The sequence below is a fragment of the Mucilaginibacter galii genome, assembly GCF_014635825.1.
In the GTDB taxonomy this organism is placed as follows: domain Bacteria; phylum Bacteroidota; class Bacteroidia; order Sphingobacteriales; family Sphingobacteriaceae; genus Mucilaginibacter; species Mucilaginibacter galii.
The window spans coordinates 69,367-84,861 of record NZ_BMDO01000014.1 but is presented as its reverse complement, the minus strand read 5'-3'; the positions used below and the strand labels follow the sequence as shown (position 1 = coordinate 84,861).

9 protein-coding genes are annotated in these 15,495 nt (G+C 44.1%); 7 read left to right on the top strand and 2 right to left on the bottom strand.

Features of this window, described 5'->3' with window-relative positions; genetic code table 11:
• The first annotated feature begins 4 nt into the window (after positions 1-4).
• The 6 genes from IEV61_RS19270 to IEV61_RS19245 all read left to right on the top strand — a co-directional run bounded on the left by IEV61_RS19270 (position 5) and on the right by IEV61_RS19245 (position 9,230).
• Positions 5-829 carry a glycogen/starch synthase gene (locus IEV61_RS19270; protein ID WP_188418700.1) on the top strand — a complete coding sequence of 275 codons (825 nt, stop codon included), beginning with the start codon at positions 5-7 and terminating at the stop codon, positions 827-829.
• Positions 830-845: 16 nt separating this feature from the next.
• Positions 846-2,318 (top strand): DUF4270 family protein, encoded by a 1,473-nt coding sequence (locus tag IEV61_RS19265; RefSeq protein ID WP_188418699.1) that lies wholly within the window; start codon positions 846-848, stop codon positions 2,316-2,318.
• Between the two features lie 117 nt (positions 2,319-2,435).
• Positions 2,436-4,271, top strand: a complete 1,836-nt coding sequence (gene glmS, locus IEV61_RS19260; RefSeq protein WP_188418698.1) for a glutamine--fructose-6-phosphate transaminase (isomerizing) — start codon at positions 2,436-2,438, stop codon at positions 4,269-4,271.
• A gap of 98 nt (positions 4,272-4,369) precedes the next feature.
• Positions 4,370-5,305 carry a hydrogen peroxide-inducible genes activator gene (locus IEV61_RS19255; protein WP_188418697.1) on the top strand — a complete coding sequence of 312 codons (936 nt, stop codon included), beginning with the start codon at positions 4,370-4,372 and terminating at the stop codon, positions 5,303-5,305.
• Positions 5,306-5,551: 246 nt separating this feature from the next.
• A complete protein-coding gene (locus tag IEV61_RS19250; RefSeq protein ID WP_188418696.1) occupies positions 5,552-8,029 on the top strand; it encodes a TonB-dependent receptor in 2,478 nt (825 codons plus the stop codon).
• Positions 8,030-8,042: 13 nt separating this feature from the next.
• On the top strand, positions 8,043-9,230 hold the full coding sequence (locus IEV61_RS19245) for a PepSY-associated TM helix domain-containing protein (RefSeq protein WP_188418695.1): 1,188 nt from the start codon (positions 8,043-8,045) through the stop codon (positions 9,228-9,230).
• A 47-nt stretch (positions 9,231-9,277) separates the two neighbouring features.
• Here IEV61_RS19245 and IEV61_RS19240 read toward each other — a convergent pair whose 3' ends face one another.
• Complete coding sequence (locus IEV61_RS19240; protein ID WP_188418694.1) at positions 9,278-10,321, bottom strand: acyl-CoA thioester hydrolase/BAAT C-terminal domain-containing protein; 1,044 nt, start codon at positions 10,319-10,321, stop codon at positions 9,278-9,280.
• A 139-nt stretch (positions 10,322-10,460) separates the two neighbouring features.
• Between IEV61_RS19240 and pafA the strand changes: the two genes are divergently transcribed.
• On the top strand, positions 10,461-12,104 hold the full coding sequence (pafA, locus tag IEV61_RS19235) for an alkaline phosphatase PafA (protein ID WP_188418693.1): 1,644 nt from the start codon (positions 10,461-10,463) through the stop codon (positions 12,102-12,104).
• A gap of 309 nt (positions 12,105-12,413) precedes the next feature.
• Here the strand turns inward: pafA and gcvP are convergent, their stop codons facing one another.
• A complete protein-coding gene (gcvP, locus tag IEV61_RS19230) occupies positions 12,414-15,323 on the bottom strand; it encodes an aminomethyl-transferring glycine dehydrogenase (RefSeq protein WP_188418692.1) in 2,910 nt (969 codons plus the stop codon).
• Positions 15,324-15,495: the final 172 nt, after the last annotated feature.

The following is a 15,495-nucleotide window of genomic DNA, read 5'->3' as shown; positions in this document are numbered from 1 at the left end:
AGAGATGGGTAAATCTAAGCTTCTGTTCATCACTCATGAAATGTCTCCCTTCCTTGAACTCACTAAAATTTCTGAAATAACGCGCCAGCTGCCACAAGCCATGCAGGACAAAGGCTTTGAGATCCGTATTTTGATGCCCCGTTTTGGAAATATTAATGAGCGCAGGAACAGGCTGCATGAAGTGATACGTTTGTCGGGAATGAATATCATTATTAATGACAATGACAATCCCTTGATCATCAAGGTGGCTTCTATACCTGCGGCTCGTATGCAGGTTTATTTTCTGGATAACGAAGAGTATTTTCAACGCAAGCACGTATTTGGCGATAAAGACGGTAAGTTTTACGCCGATAACGATGAGCGCATGATCTTTTTCTGTAAAGGTGCACTGGAAACCGTTAAAAAATTAGGCTGGTCGCCCGATGTGGTACATTGCCATGGCTGGATGAGCGCCCTGGTTCCGGCTTACCTGAAAACCACTTACAAAGATGATCCTACCTTTAAGCATTCAAAAATTGTGTACTCGGTTTATGAAAATGCTTTCACCGAGGCTTTAGACGCTGATTTTGCTCAAAAAGCAGTAATGGCCGATATGACCGAAAAGCATACCGAAGTATTTAAACCGGGCACCAACAATGCTTTGCACGAAGGTGCTATTCAGTACAGCGATGCCGTTGTATTGGCCAGCGAAACTATAGATGCAGATGTGTTAAATTATGTTAAAAACAGCCAAAAACCTGTTTTAGAATTTAATTCGACCGCTGATTTCGAAAATTATTACAATTTTTACGACGAAATTACCACCGATGAGTTGGTGAACGTTGCATAAAGATTTAAAAGTACATATGAAATTTATAAGACTAGACTTATTAACCCTGTTGATAAGTCTTTTTATTTTCGGCAGCTGTAAAAACCAAAACGATATTGGTTTACCAACAGACGGCCAGCAAGTAGATGGTACCTTAATGGTATACGACGATATTGTGGTGAAAACCGATACAGATAATGTATCTGTAGCTTCGGGTACTGCAGGTTATTCATCGGGTATAGCCAACAGTGCTTTATCATCGGTTAATGATAATTTGCTGGGCCCAACAGAATCATACGTAGCCACCGGACTTAACTTGCCGGGTAGTGTTGCTTACACCGTGCCTACGGGTACTATTACAACCGATTCGGTAGTAATGGAACTGCGTTATACCAATGGGTTTTATGGTGATTCATTAAATACCAAGTACAAGCTCAACGTTTATAAGCTTACAGAAAAATTGTTTCCTACGCAAAATTACTTTAGCAATAAATCTTTTACGTTCGATAACTCTGTATTTTTTAACGATCCGTCTAAAACGTTTAATGCTCGCCCGGGTACGGCTATTAAAACCTTCCATATATTAAAGGGTGTAAAAGATACGCTGAGGAATGTAGTGCCACAATTACGTATACCATTAGCCAATTCTTTTGCTTCTACTTATTTATTTAATGCCCCGGCAGCAGCTTTAGCTTCTAATACCGCTTTTCAAAGTGCGCTAAACGGATTGTATTTAAAACTTGACCGCGCTGCTGCTTCGCAAGCCGGTGGAAGCTTAATGTTTAACCTCGATTCGAGCAGGGTGAATATTTACTATCGTACGTTGAATGCAGGCGTAACCGATACAGCTATGGTAAGCATGCCTTTTGCCACCCATGCAGTTAACGTGAAACCACGTTATGTTAGTCCGGCAAATACTACTTACCCCGCAACTGTAAAAAGTGCTATAGAGTCTACCGGTTCTAATAACCTGTTCTATCTTCAGGGTTTAAACGGTTTAAGGGCTAAAGTAACTTTCCCTAATTTGAAAACCATGTTTGGGGCTGGTGTAGATATCAATAAGGTCGCTATTAACCGTGCCGAACTGGTTATTACTACCTTAGCCGGATCTGATCTGCCACCATTTGTTGCGCAGCCGTTAATTACATTTTACATGCTCGATATAACGCGTCAGCGTGCACGCGTACCTGATGCCAATGCTGTTTTGAGTTCCAGTGGTGTTAGTCCGCTTGATGCCAGATTTTTTAGTGCCGCTGCTTTTGGGGGCAACTATTTGAGCACTAACCGCGAATATCACTTTACGCTTACCGGTTATATTCAAGATCTTTTGAAAGGAAGAATTACCGACTATGGCGCTTACATCGGCATTACCGATGGGGTTTCACGGGCATCGGGCGTTGTAGACATTGCCCCAACCGTTCAAACAGCGGGCCGCGTAGTAGCGGTAGGCAGTGATAAGTCATCGCCCTATCGAATTAAGCTGAACGTCATATACACCAAAAATAACTAAATGAAAATCCCCGGCTCACGGGGATTTTTTTTGCAATACTATATTTGAAAATAAGCGTTATGTTTGTTTAAAAGCAGCAAAGCGTTTTTTAGTTTATACTTATACCAAATTCTATTTATGTGCGGAATTGTAGGATACGTAGGTTTTAGAGATGCCTACCCAATTATAATTAAAGGACTGCACCGCCTGGAGTATCGCGGATATGACAGTGCAGGCGTAGCCTTGTTAGATAAAGACCTTAAAGTTTACAAAAAGTCAGGCAAAGTTAGTGACCTGGAAAACTTTGTTAAAGATATTGACATGAAGGGTACGCTGGGTATGGGCCATACCCGCTGGGCAACCCATGGCGCCCCAAGCGACCGTAACTCCCACCCACATTCATCAGGTAACCGCAAGCTTACTATTATACATAACGGTATTATTGAAAATTATGCCGTTATTAAAGAAACCCTTCAGGCTAAAGGCCATGTATTTAAAAGTGACACTGATACCGAAGTACTTATTCATTTTGTAGAAGATATACAGGAAGAAACCGGTCTCGACCTGCGCGAAGCAGTACGTATTGCCCTGAACAAGGTAGTGGGTGCCTACGCCATTGTAATTATGAGTGCCGATGAACCTGATCAAATTATAGCTGCACGCAAGGGCAGCCCCATGGTTATTGGTGTTGGAGAAGGCGAGTATTTTGTAGCCTCCGATGCTACGCCTATTGTAGAATATACTAAGAACGTTATCTATTTAAATGATAACGAAATTGCATACATCCGCCGCGATGACCTGCTCATCAAGAATATTGATAACACGGTGCAAATTCCTTACATAGAGCGTTTGGAATTACAGCTTGAAATGCTGGAAAAAGGTGGTTACGAGCACTTCATGCTCAAAGAAATTTACGAACAGCCGCGTTCTATACGCGATTGTATGCGTGGCCGCATATACCCGCAGCAAGGTAAAGTACAACTTGGCGGCATTAAAGAGTATACCGAAAAATTAAAGAACGTAGATCGTATTATCATTGTGGCTTGCGGCACCTCGTGGCATGCAGGTTTGGTAGGTGAGTACTTGATTGAAGAGTATGCCCGTGTACCGGTAGAGGTAGAGTATGCTTCAGAGTTCAGGTATCGTAACCCCATCATCACCGAAAAAGACCTGGTAATTGCCATATCACAATCGGGCGAAACTGCCGATACCATGGCAGCCATTGAACTGGCTAAGGAAAAAGGGGCTACCATATTTGGTATATGTAATGTGGTGGGCGCGTCTATACCGCGCACTACCCACGCCGGTGTTTACACCCATGCCGGTCCCGAAATTGGCGTAGCATCAACCAAAGCTTTCACAGCACAGGTAAGCGTACTTACGTTAATTGCCTTTTACATTGCCCAGCAGCGCGGAACCATTACGCAAAGCAAGCTCATTGAATATCTAACGGAACTCAACGAAATACCCGAACTGGTAGAACGTGCCCTGAAGGCTAACGACCACATTAAGGATATTGCCGCGAAGTTTAAGGACACCAATAACTGCTTGTTTCTGGGTAGAGGAAGCTCATTCCCGGTAGCTTTAGAAGGTGCTTTGAAACTAAAAGAGATCTCTTACATTCATGCCGAAGGCTATCCCGCGGCCGAGATGAAACATGGGCCTATTGCCTTAATTGATGATGCAATGCCAGTGGTGGTAATAGCTACCAAGCATTCCTCTTACGAGAAGGTAATCAGTAATATACAGGAAGTAAAAGCCCGTGGAGGCCATATTATTGCCATTGTAACCGAAGGTGATACTGAAGTAAAAAGCATGGCCGACTACGTGATAGAGATTCCGCAAACTGCCGAGCCATTTGTGCCTTTGCTAGCCACCGTGCCGTTGCAGTTACTGGCTTACCATACTGCCGTAATGCGTGGCTGTAACGTAGATCAGCCCCGTAACCTTGCTAAATCGGTAACGGTAGAGTAATTTAGTTCATGGTTGATAGTTTACAGTTCATAGCAGCTACAACACGATACTATGAAAAATGAACTACCAACCATGAACTATCACCTATGAACTAAAAAATGACCATTACCCAGCTCGAATATATTGTAGCGGTAGACACGTACAAAAGCTTTGTGCTGGCTGCCGAAAAGTGCTTTGTAACGCAGCCTACGCTAAGTATGCAGGTGCAAAAGCTGGAAGATATGCTGGGCGTAAAAATATTTGACCGTACCCGCCAGCCTATTATCCCCACAGAAGTAGGCATCGAAATTATAGCACAGGCGCGCATTATGCTGGCCGAAAGTTATAAGATCAAAGAGATTGTTACCGACCGGCAAAAAGAGCTTTCAGGTGAGTTACGGATAGGTATTATCCCAACCATTGCACCTTATTTGCTACCTAAAATTATAGCGCGTTTTGTAGAGAAATACCGGCAGGTAAAGCTGGTGGTATGGGAGCAAAACACCGAGCATTTGATCCATCAGCTTAAGCTGGGAATGATAGATTGCGGCATCCTGTCAACTCCATTGCACGAGAGTAATTTGATAGAGATCCCCGTGTTTTATGAGAATTTTGTAGCCTACGTTTCTAAAGCCAGTAAGCTGTTTAAAAAGAAGAGCATTAGTCCGGAAGATATTGACGTTGAGGAACTTTGGGTATTAGACGAAGGCCATTGTATGCGCGAGCAGGTGCTCAATATTTGCCAGCGCCGTAAATCTACCAAGGGGTTTCAGCATTTTGAGTACAATACCGGGAGTGTAGATACTCTGAAACGTATGGTAGACCAAAACAGCGGGGCCACTATTTTACCCGAGCTGGCGCTTGACGATCTGAGCGAAAAGCAGTTAGACCGCATCCGTTACTTTAAGTCGCCCGAGCCGGCACGTGAGGTAAGCATTGTAATACAGCGCAACTTCTTAAAGCGCCGAATGATTGAAGCACTCAAAAATGAGATACTCCATTTCATCCCTAAAAAGCTGAAAAGCAAGAAAAAGAAAGAACTCATGGATATATAATTCCTCAGTATTTCGTCTTAGAACTTCATAAAATTGGATTTTTCCTCAAAAATTTAGATTGGGCACCGGGGGGGGAGTTATGCTCTGTAATGAACTATTTTAAAGATTTTCATAACAAAATTTGCGCGCACGATCTGGGAACTACTGCTGGTTCGTGCTGTCTTTATTTAGAATAATTAAAAATAAGTTTGGATTGTAAAGATAACGTAATACTTTTGCGGTGTTATTTATAATAAGTCCAAATAAATGAAGAAACTCTATCAACCCCTACTTATTGCTATCACTATGATAATGTTTACCGTTGCCGGTGCTTATGCACAGCAACGCGGAACCGTGAAGGGTAAGGTAATAACCTCAGATAATAAACCGGCCGATTTTGTAACCGTTGGCCTTAAAGGTACCAAGTACGGCACCATGACCGATGTTAACGGGAACTATATCATTAAGGCTCCCGAAGGATCTTATACCCTTATGGTTTCGGCCGTAGGTATTCAAAGTGTGGAAACAACAGTAAGCGTTAGCGCTAATCAAGCCATAACTGTCCCGGCAGTTACGCTTAATACCAGTATGGCACAGTTAGATGAGGTGAACGTGGCGGCTAACCGTGCCAGCCGTTACACCCGTAAAGTAAGCACCGATGCTGCAAAAATACCGCTAACCAACTTAGAGAACTCGCAAAGCTATAGCACAATTACCAATGAGTTATTAAAAGAGCAACAGGTTTTTACCATTGATGATGCCCTTAGAAACACACCAGGCTTACAAAAGCTGTGGGATGCCACAGGCCGCGGCGGCGATGGTGGTTCGTACTTTACTTTAAGAGGCTTCACCGTACAAAGTAGTTTACGTAATGGCGTTGCAGGCTTGGTAACTAATACGGTTGATGCTGTAAATACCGAAAAAGTAGAAGTTATTAAAGGCCCGTCGGGTACGTTGTATGGCAGTGCTTTACCTTCGTTTGGGGGTTTGGTTAACCGTGTTACCAAAAAACCTTACGAGAGCTTTGGTGGCGAGGTATCGCAAAGTGTAGGAAGCTACAACTTTGGCTTAAGCAAGTACAGCCTTACCCGTACCACTATAGATATTAACACACCTGTTACCGAAGATAAAGATGTATTATTCCGTTTAAATGCGGCTTACAATAACAACAACAGCTTTCAAAACTACGGACAGGCACGCAATTTTGCCATAGCCCCAAGCTTATCTATCAAAGCTAATGACAGGCTATCGTTTTTGTTAGAGTCCGAAATATTTTTAGGTCGTAGCTCTTCTATGCGCCCGTTCTTTTTCTTCTTTGATTCACCAAAGGCTTTGGGTGCAAGTAAGGTAAGCGACCTTAATATCGACTACAATCAAGCTTACGTAAACGAAGATGTTACCCAGCGCTCACGCAGTGTGAATAACTTTGCACAGGCCACTTATAAACTATCTGATAAGATAACCTCACAAACTATATTTACCTCATCAAGTAGTTTTTCTAATGGTGCCAGCCCTTATTTTTACCTCGTTACCGATAAAACAGCTACCGGTGTAGCTTCTCCGCTGGGCCAAAATAATTACATTTTACGTTACGATCAGTCTACGGCAAACAGTAAGTTCGATGCTATTGAAGTACAGGAAAACATTAATGGTGACTTCAACATCGGGCAGTTTCGTAACCGTTTTGTAGTTGGATTGGATTATCAGCACGTTAATTCTAATCAGGTTTATTATGGTAACGCGTATGGAGCAGCGCCTATAAATAGCGCAACGTTCGATTACGGCAGCTTTAACAGAGAAACGCAGTACAAACTTACGCCTAAGTTCTTTGATGATAAGAATACTTTTCCTTACATCTATAAAACCAATACCTACAGCGCCTATGTATCAGACGTGTTTAACATAACGGAGCAGTTGTTGGCATCGGCAGGTGTACGTGTAGACCGCTTTGAAAATAAAGGCAGTTACGATTTGGCCGGAACGCAAACAGCAAAACCATATAGCCAAACCGTTCTTTCGCCAAAATTCGGTTTAGTGTATCAGGCGTTAAAAGAACAGCTTTCCTTTTTTGCCAATTATCAAAACGGATTTGTTAATCCCCGCCCCTTCCAGGATATTACCGGTACTACTGTAACGCCAAAAGCACAGAATGCTAATCAATTAGAAGGCGGTGTTAAAATGGCTTTATTCAATGGTAAGCTAAATGGTACAGTAAGTTACTACAACATCAAACTCACTAACGTTTTACGCAACCTGCAAGGTTCGGCAGAGATCCCTAATCCACAGGTGCAGGATGGTACACAAAGAAGCGAGGGTTTCGAAGCAGAAATTATTGCCAACCCAATATCAGCACTAAATGTAATTGCAGGTTTCTCTTACAACAACTCTAAATACATTCGTGCCGATGCAGACGTTGAAGGTTTGCGTCCCAACACGGCCGGTTCGCCTTATTTAGCCAACTTCTATGTGAGCTATCGTTTACCTCAAACCCTGGTTAAAGGTTTAGGAGCCGGTTTCGGCGGTAATTACGCCAGCGAAAACAAAGTAATTAACAGTGTAGCTCAGGGTACTTTTACGCTGCCATCTTATACGGTATTAAACGCCAACCTGTTTTTAGATCGTGTTAAATACCGTTTAGGCTTAGCAGCAAACAATGTAGGCAACAAGCGCTACTACACTGGTTACACTACTATAAATCCTCAAAACCCACGTCAGTTTGTATTGAGTGCATCTTACAAATTTTAATAAGTAAGCGTATATGACGGCATTTAAAAAAGCCATACTGTTTATGCATCGTTGGCTCGGATTCATTTCCGGGCTTGTGGTGTTTATAGTGAGCATTACCGGTTGCATTTTTTGCTTTCAGGATGAGATACAGGATGCCATGCACAGCTACCGTAAAGTGGAAGTGCAAAGCAAGCCTTTTTTAAAGCCATCAGTATTGCATCGGCAAGCGCTTAAATATTTACCGGCCGGCAAGGTAAGCGGTACCATTTATAACGGTATCGACAGGCCTGCGCTTGTGGGGTTGGTTGATAAGGTGGGTTACCATAACATTTATATTAACCCCTACACCGGCAAGGTACTGCATGATGATCTGCTGCAGCGCAATTTCTTCATCATTGTTCAGTACATTCACTTATACCTGCTTTTGCCCGATAATGTAGGACGCATTGTGGTAGGCACCTCGGTGCTCATCTTCGTAGTGCTCATGATTACCGGAATTATACTTTGGTGGCCAAAACGTAAAACCGACCGTAAGCGCAGCTTTACTATAAAATGGGGGTCGCGCTGGCGCCGTGTAAATTACGATCTGCACAATGTGCTGGGCTTTTACTCTACTGCCATTGCTTTGGTACTGGCCGTTACGGGGTTATCCATGTCGTTTGAGTGGGTGCGCGAAGGCATTTACAAGGGCGGCAACCTGGGTAAAACCATTGCTATTGAGCGCAAAGAATTTAAATCAGATTCTACGCTGAAAGCGGTAAAGCAAAATATACCGGCTATTGATGTGGCCTATGCAACCATCACCCAAAAATCGCCGCAGGCCAACATGCTCATATTTTATGGCGGTGCCACCCCGGGACAAGCCCTCTACGGCGTGGCTTACGAAGAGCCATTACGCTACAGCTACCGCGATACGTACCAGTTTGACCAGTACACCGGCAAAACGCTGCTGTACTTGCCCAACACCCAAAAAAGCCTGGGCCTGAAACTGGAAGACATGAACTACGATATACACGTAGGGCAAATAGCAGGTTTGCCGGGTAAGATACTGGCCTTCATCGTAAGCCTCATCTGTGCCAGTTTACCCCTTACCGGCCTAATTATTTACCTGGGTAAACGTAAGAAAGGTAAAGGCAAAAAGGTAAAAGAAATAAGTCACAAAAAATCGCACCGGCATTTAGATACGGCGTTAGGTAAAGCACAAAGCAAATTGTCATAGGGCCAAATGCGTTGGATTAGTGCCTATAACGTATCATGCACAGCCCATCAGTTTGCTTTACTCCAGGTTAAGGCAAACTGGTGGGCTTCATCGCTTCGGTCGGTTCTTACTTCTTTACCGTCGTTCATCTCCGTTTCCTGCAAATAGTGATTGCTGTTTTCGTATACTTTATAGGTAAGGTTAGTTTTGCCTTTTCTTAAAAACTCCAGTTTGGCATAGTCCATATCAATAATGGTTTGGTTGTTATCCTTACCACCGCCCATGTACAAAATGGGAATGTTCAATTTTAGCATATTTTCGAGCGGCGTACTTTCCGAAAAACTGCTCCATTTTAAGTAAGTTGCCCCAAACCACTTTTTGCTGGTAGATTTTGGATCGGCGTAAATCTTTGCAAACTCGGTATACAACGAATCTACCGTGTGCTGACTTTCCAGGGCCGTTTTATTGCCCTGGTCGGCATCCAGGCGTGCGCTAATTATGAAATCGTAAAGCTGGTTAAGTGCATTACCAACCATGCACACCACATGAGTCACCTTTTTGTTCATAACGGCTACCGCAGGCGCCACTTGCGATCCCTCTGAGTAGCCCATGACCAAAATGTGTTTTTGATCTACCGGTATTTTTTTCAGCAGGTAGTTAATGGCTGCCGATGCTGTACCTGCCCGCCACTGCAAACTGTAATAGCGATCATAAACTTCATTATCGGGGTAGTAAGCCCGGCCCTGTTGGTATCGTAAACTGTCGCTAAAAGGAATGCCCGGTTTGCTGATCAGTACAACGGTGTAATCTTTGGCATACTTTACAATATCTAAAGCTATTGAAGTATTATACTTGCCCGAATTTTTGCGGTAGTATAAGGGGTAGTTGCCCGAGCCGTCGAGGTAAACGAGCAATGGTTTAATGGCATTACGGTTGGTTTTGGTTACATGGATCACCACCTTACCCAGCTCTTTGGTCGTCAGGGTATCATGGTCGTAAAATTTATCCCAGGGAGATTGTGCCCGGGCTTGTGTGCTCATTATGATTATACATAACATCATGAGCAATTTTATGGCAGAAGGGTAAGGCGTATTGGCCGGGTTGTTATTCATGGTATACTTTAAAGATTATGATACATGACGCTGTTTGATAAAGTAACGTGACACGCCGTGCTATTTTATCATTTCATAACAAAAATATCACACAACGTATAGGTATCAATGCCCATATTTGGCTTCTTAAATGCATACAATGAATTACAAAAATATACTGCTGGCCGTATTGGCTTGTGCACCATTAATCACTACCGCTCAAAAAGCAAAGCCCGCTCCTGCACCAGCCGGCGTTACCCGCCCAAAACTGGTAGTGGGTATTGTAGTTGACCAAATGCGCTGGGATTATCTATACCGTTATAACGACCGTTACCAAAGCGGGGGCTTTAAGCGCTTGCTGGGCGAAGGTTTTACCTGCGAAAACACCCATATAGATTACCTGCCTACCGAAACCGGACCTGGCCATAGCTGTATCTATACAGGTTCGGTGCCGGCCATCCACGGTATTGCCGCCAATAATTTTTATATACAAAGCACCGGTTACAATATGTATTGTACCGAAGATACCACCGTGCAAAGTGTAGGTACTGCCTCAAAAGCAGGGCTGATGTCGCCCCGTAACTTACAGGCCAGCACCATAACCGATGAGTTGAAACTGGCTACCAACTTCCGTTCTAAAGTAATAGGAATTGCTTTGAAAGACCGGGGTAGTATATTACCTGCAGGGCATACCCCCAATGGTTCGTATTGGTTTGATGATGCTACCGGTAACTTTATTACCAGTACCTATTACATGCAGCAGCTACCTGCCTGGGTAAGCAAGTTTAACAGCCTTAAGCTACCGGCCAGCTATATAGCCAAGCCCTGGAACACACTTTATCCAATAGCCACTTATGTGCAAAGCACCGCCGACAATACACCATACGAAGGGATGTATAGCGGCGAAACCAGTCCAGTATTTCCACATAACCCTAAAGGCGCAGGTTTAGGCTTACTCCGCAGCAATCCTGCGGGAAATACCTTAACACTCGACTTTGCCAAAGCAGCGCTTGATGCAGAGCAGTTGGGTAAAGGCACGCAAACCGACTTTTTAGCCGTAAGTCTTTCTTCGACAGATTATGTAGGTCACCAGTTTGGGCCTAATTCTATAGAGGCCGAAGATACTTACCTGCGGTTAGACCAGGATCTGGCTAACTTTTTCTCTTACCTGGATGCCAAAGTAGGCAAGGGCAATTATACCGTGTTTTTAACCGCCGATCATGGTGCGGCCAATAATGCCACATTCATGAAAGATCATAACATACCAACAGGCTTGTTTGACGGCGGCGCGGTTGCTACCGACCTTAACCGTATGCTGGAAGACCAGTACAAGGTTAAGCGTGCCATTTTAGGTATAGATAATTACCAAATTAACTTTAACAATGTAGCCATTGGAAATTCTAAAGCCGATTTTGAAAAAATGAAACAGGATTGTATGAACTACCTGCGCAAGCGCGATGGTGTATTGTACGTGGTAGATATGCAGAGAGCACAGGAAGCGCCTATTCCGGCCGATTTTCGTGAGCGTATCATTAACGGTTATAACGCCGAGCGTAGTGGTGCTATTCAATTTATTTTGAAACCAGGATGGTATGCCAGCCGCAGCAAAACAGGTACTTCGCACGGCGTAAATGCACCTTACGATACCCACATTCCACTGGTATTTATGGGCTGGGGCGTTAAACACGGCACTTTGAACCGCGATACCCACATGACCGATATATCGGCCACGGTAGCCGCCCTGCTGCACATCCAAATGCCAAGCGGTTGCATAGGCAAGGTAATACCGGAGGTGATGAAGTAGGCTGTTGGTCGGAGAGTCGGTTAGTCAAAACTCCCTTACGTCATTGCGAGGTACGAAGCAATCTCTGCGTAGAAAAGTAGTTCGTTATGCCAGTTGCACAGCGATGATAATGACGAAAAAATAATCAACTTGTCAGTCTGAGCTTGTCGAAGACTTGTACGCTTGTTAGGTCTTCGACAAGCTCAGACTGACAAGTTGCAATAACATTTTTAACATAAACAATAAAGGCTCCACCAGGGAGCCTTTATTGTTTATAAGTATTCAATTCCGGTAATTCTATAATTCCTAAAATTCCGGTTCAGAAATTGATCACGTTCCGTATTCCGGTGTAGTTACTTCGCTTTCTTCAAACTCATAATCGCTTAGTGGCGGGCATGAGCAGATCAAAGTACGATCTCCGTAGGTATCATTTACACGACCAACCGATGGCCAAAATTTGTAAGCCGCTACATAAGGCAGCGGGAAAGCTGCTTTTTGGCGGGTGTACGGGTGGGTCCACTCGTTGCCGGTAATTACGGCTGCGGTATGTGGCGCATTCTTTAACGGATTGTCGGTTTTATCCAGCAAACCGTTTTCCACATCTGTAATTTCATTGCGGATGGCAATCATGGCATCGCAAAAACGGTCCAACTCATGTTTAGGCTCCGATTCGGTTGGCTCTACCATAACGGTACCCGCCACCGGGAAAGATACTGTTGGTGCATGAAAACCATAGTCCATTAAACGTTTGGCTATATCAGTTACCTCAACACCAATGTTTTTAAAGCTGCGACAATCCAATATCATTTCGTGTGCGCAACGACCGTTGGCACCTGCGTATAATACCGGGTAGTGCTGCTCTAAACGGGCTTTAATATAGTTAGCGTTCAGGATAGCGTACTTGGTGGCATCGGTTAAACCTTCGCCGCCCATCATAGCAATATACGCGTGTGATATAATTAAGATAGAAGCCGAACCCCAAGGCGCTGCAGATACCGCCGGTATAGATTTACCCTGATCGATATTTACCACCGCATGGCCTGGCAGGTAAGGCACCAGGTGCTTAGCTACACCAATTGGGCCCATACCGGGGCCACCACCACCGTGAGGGATACAGAAGGTTTTATGTAAATTTAAATGGCAAACATCGGCACCAATATTGGCCGGGCTGGTTAAGCCTACCTGTGCGTTCATGTTGGCACCGTCCATATAAACTTGTCCGCCATGGGCGTGGATGATCTCGCAGATCTCAATGATCGACTCTTCGAACACACCATGGGTAGAAGGGTAAGTCACCATTAAGCAGCTTAGCTCGTTTTTATACTGCTCGGCTTTGGCGCGCATATCGGCTACGTCAATGTTACCGTTATCATCACATCGCACCACCACGATCTTCATACCGGCCATAGCTGCCGAAGCAGGGTTGGTACCGTGTGCCGATGATGGAATTAAGGCAATATTACGGTGATGATCACCACGGTCGTTATGGTAAGCACGGATCACCATTAAGCCTGCATATTCGCCCTGTGCGCCAGCGTTAGGCTGTAAGCTCATGGCGGCAAAGCCGGTAATTTCGCTTAACCATTTATTCAGTTCGTCGAATATTTGCATGTAACCGCCGGTTTGGTCGGCAGGGGCAAAGGGGTGCATTTTACTGAGCTCTGGCCAGGTTACCGGTATCATTTCGGTAGTGGCGTTCAGCTTCATGGTGCATGACCCTAAAGCGATCATCGAGTGCGTTAACGACAGATCTTTAGCTTCTAAAGATTTAATGTAACGCAGCATTTCATGCTCCGAATGGTGCGAGTTAAATACCGGGTGGGTTAAAAACGCTGAAGTACGTTGCAGCTCAGTTGGAATAACGGTTTCCAGGTTGGCTTTCAGTTCATCAAAATTCACATCGCTCGATGTTTTTCCTTTTACTTTGGCAAAAAAGCGGATGATGGTTTTAATATCCTCGGGCGATGTAGTTTCATCTAACGAAATACTTACGGTAGAACCGCTATAATGTAGGTTCATTTCGTTATTCAGCGCTTCAGAATGGATAGGGTTAGCTAAAACACCTAACTCAAACTTAACGGTATCAAAATAGCTATCGTTTAACTGCTCATAACCTAATTCGCCTAAGGCTTTAGCCAATAAAACAGCTAAGCCATGTATACGCTGGGCAATGAGGATTAACCCTTGCGGACCATGGTACACGCCATACATACTGGCCATAATAGCCAATAAGGCCTGCGCAGTACAAATGTTAGAAGTTGCCTTATCACGGCGGATGTGCTGCTCGCGGGTTTGCAATGCCATACGCAGGGCGTAGTTACCGGCACTATCAATGGTTACACCAATAATACGGCCCGGCATAGAGCGTTTGTATTCTTCTTTGGTAGCAAAAAAGGCCGCATGCGGACCACCAAAGCCCATAGGTACACCAAAACGTTGACTGGTACCTACCACAATATCGGCTCCCCACTCGCCCGGAGGGGTTAATAGTACCAGGCTCATTAAATCGGCCACTACGGTCAGCTTAATATTTTTGGTATGGGCAGCGTCGGCAAAGTCGGTATAGTTGTATACTGCACCATCTTTAGCCGGATATTGTATAATGGCGCCGAACATATCGTCGGTTAGTTCAACCGTACGGTGGTCGCCAATAACCAGTTGGATGCCATAAGGCTCCGAACGGGTTTTTAAAATATCTATAGTTTGCGGGAAGATCTCTTCGCTCACAAAGAAGGTATTAGCTTTTTGATTTTTACGCAGGCTGTATTGCATAAACATAGCCTCGGCTGCTGCGGTACCTTCGTCTAATAAAGAGGCATTCGCAATTTGCATTCCAGTTAAATCCAACACCATGGTTTGGAAGTTTAACAGGGCTTGTAAACGGCCCTGAGCAATTTCGGCCTGGTAAGGCGTGTACTGCGTGTACCAGCCCGGGTTTTCCAGAATATTGCGCTGAATAACGCCCGGTACGATCACATCGTAATAACCCTGGCCTATGTACGATTTGAAAACCTTGTTTTTGGATACGGTTTGTTTCAGCGTATTCAGGTAATCAAACTCGCTTTTTGCGGCCGGTAAATTGAGCGGGCTTTTTAAGCGGATCTTATCAGGAACGGTTTGTTCAATCAGTTGGTCTAATGATTCTGCCCCAACGGTTTTCAGCATTTTAGCTGTGTCTGCATCGTTTGGTGCAATGTGTCTGGCTTGGAATTTCTCCTGGTAATCAATATTCAGTTTCATGAAACGGGATGCCCTTTTTGTGTGCCGCAAAGGTAAGGTTTTGGTTACTGATTAACAATTGGTAAACAATTAGTGACAATATGATTGCTTAGCGTTACCGGTACATTAAGGCGCTGATTATTAATAATACCAGCCTTAACAATTTTAGTTATTTTTGCGGGTTAACTATTGT

Excerpts from the sequence above, each read along its gene's own strand:
- IEV61_RS19270 (WP_188418700.1), top strand. The coding sequence starts at position 5 with ATGGGTAAATCTAAGCTTCTGTTCATCACTCATGAAATGTCTCCCTTC.
- IEV61_RS19265 (WP_188418699.1), top strand. The coding sequence starts at position 846 with ATGAAATTTATAAGACTAGACTTATTAACCCTGTTGATAAGTCTTTTT.
- glmS (WP_188418698.1), top strand. The coding sequence starts at position 2,436 with ATGTGCGGAATTGTAGGATACGTAGGTTTTAGAGATGCCTACCCAATT.
- IEV61_RS19255 (WP_188418697.1), top strand. The coding sequence starts at position 4,370 with ATGACCATTACCCAGCTCGAATATATTGTAGCGGTAGACACGTACAAA.
- IEV61_RS19250 (WP_188418696.1), top strand. The coding sequence starts at position 5,552 with ATGAAGAAACTCTATCAACCCCTACTTATTGCTATCACTATGATAATG.
- IEV61_RS19245 (WP_188418695.1), top strand. The coding sequence starts at position 8,043 with ATGACGGCATTTAAAAAAGCCATACTGTTTATGCATCGTTGGCTCGGA.
- IEV61_RS19240 (WP_188418694.1), bottom strand. The coding sequence starts at position 10,321 with ATGAATAACAACCCGGCCAATACGCCTTACCCTTCTGCCATAAAATTG.
- pafA (WP_188418693.1), top strand. The coding sequence starts at position 10,461 with ATGAATTACAAAAATATACTGCTGGCCGTATTGGCTTGTGCACCATTA.
- gcvP (WP_188418692.1), bottom strand. The coding sequence starts at position 15,323 with ATGAAACTGAATATTGATTACCAGGAGAAATTCCAAGCCAGACACATT.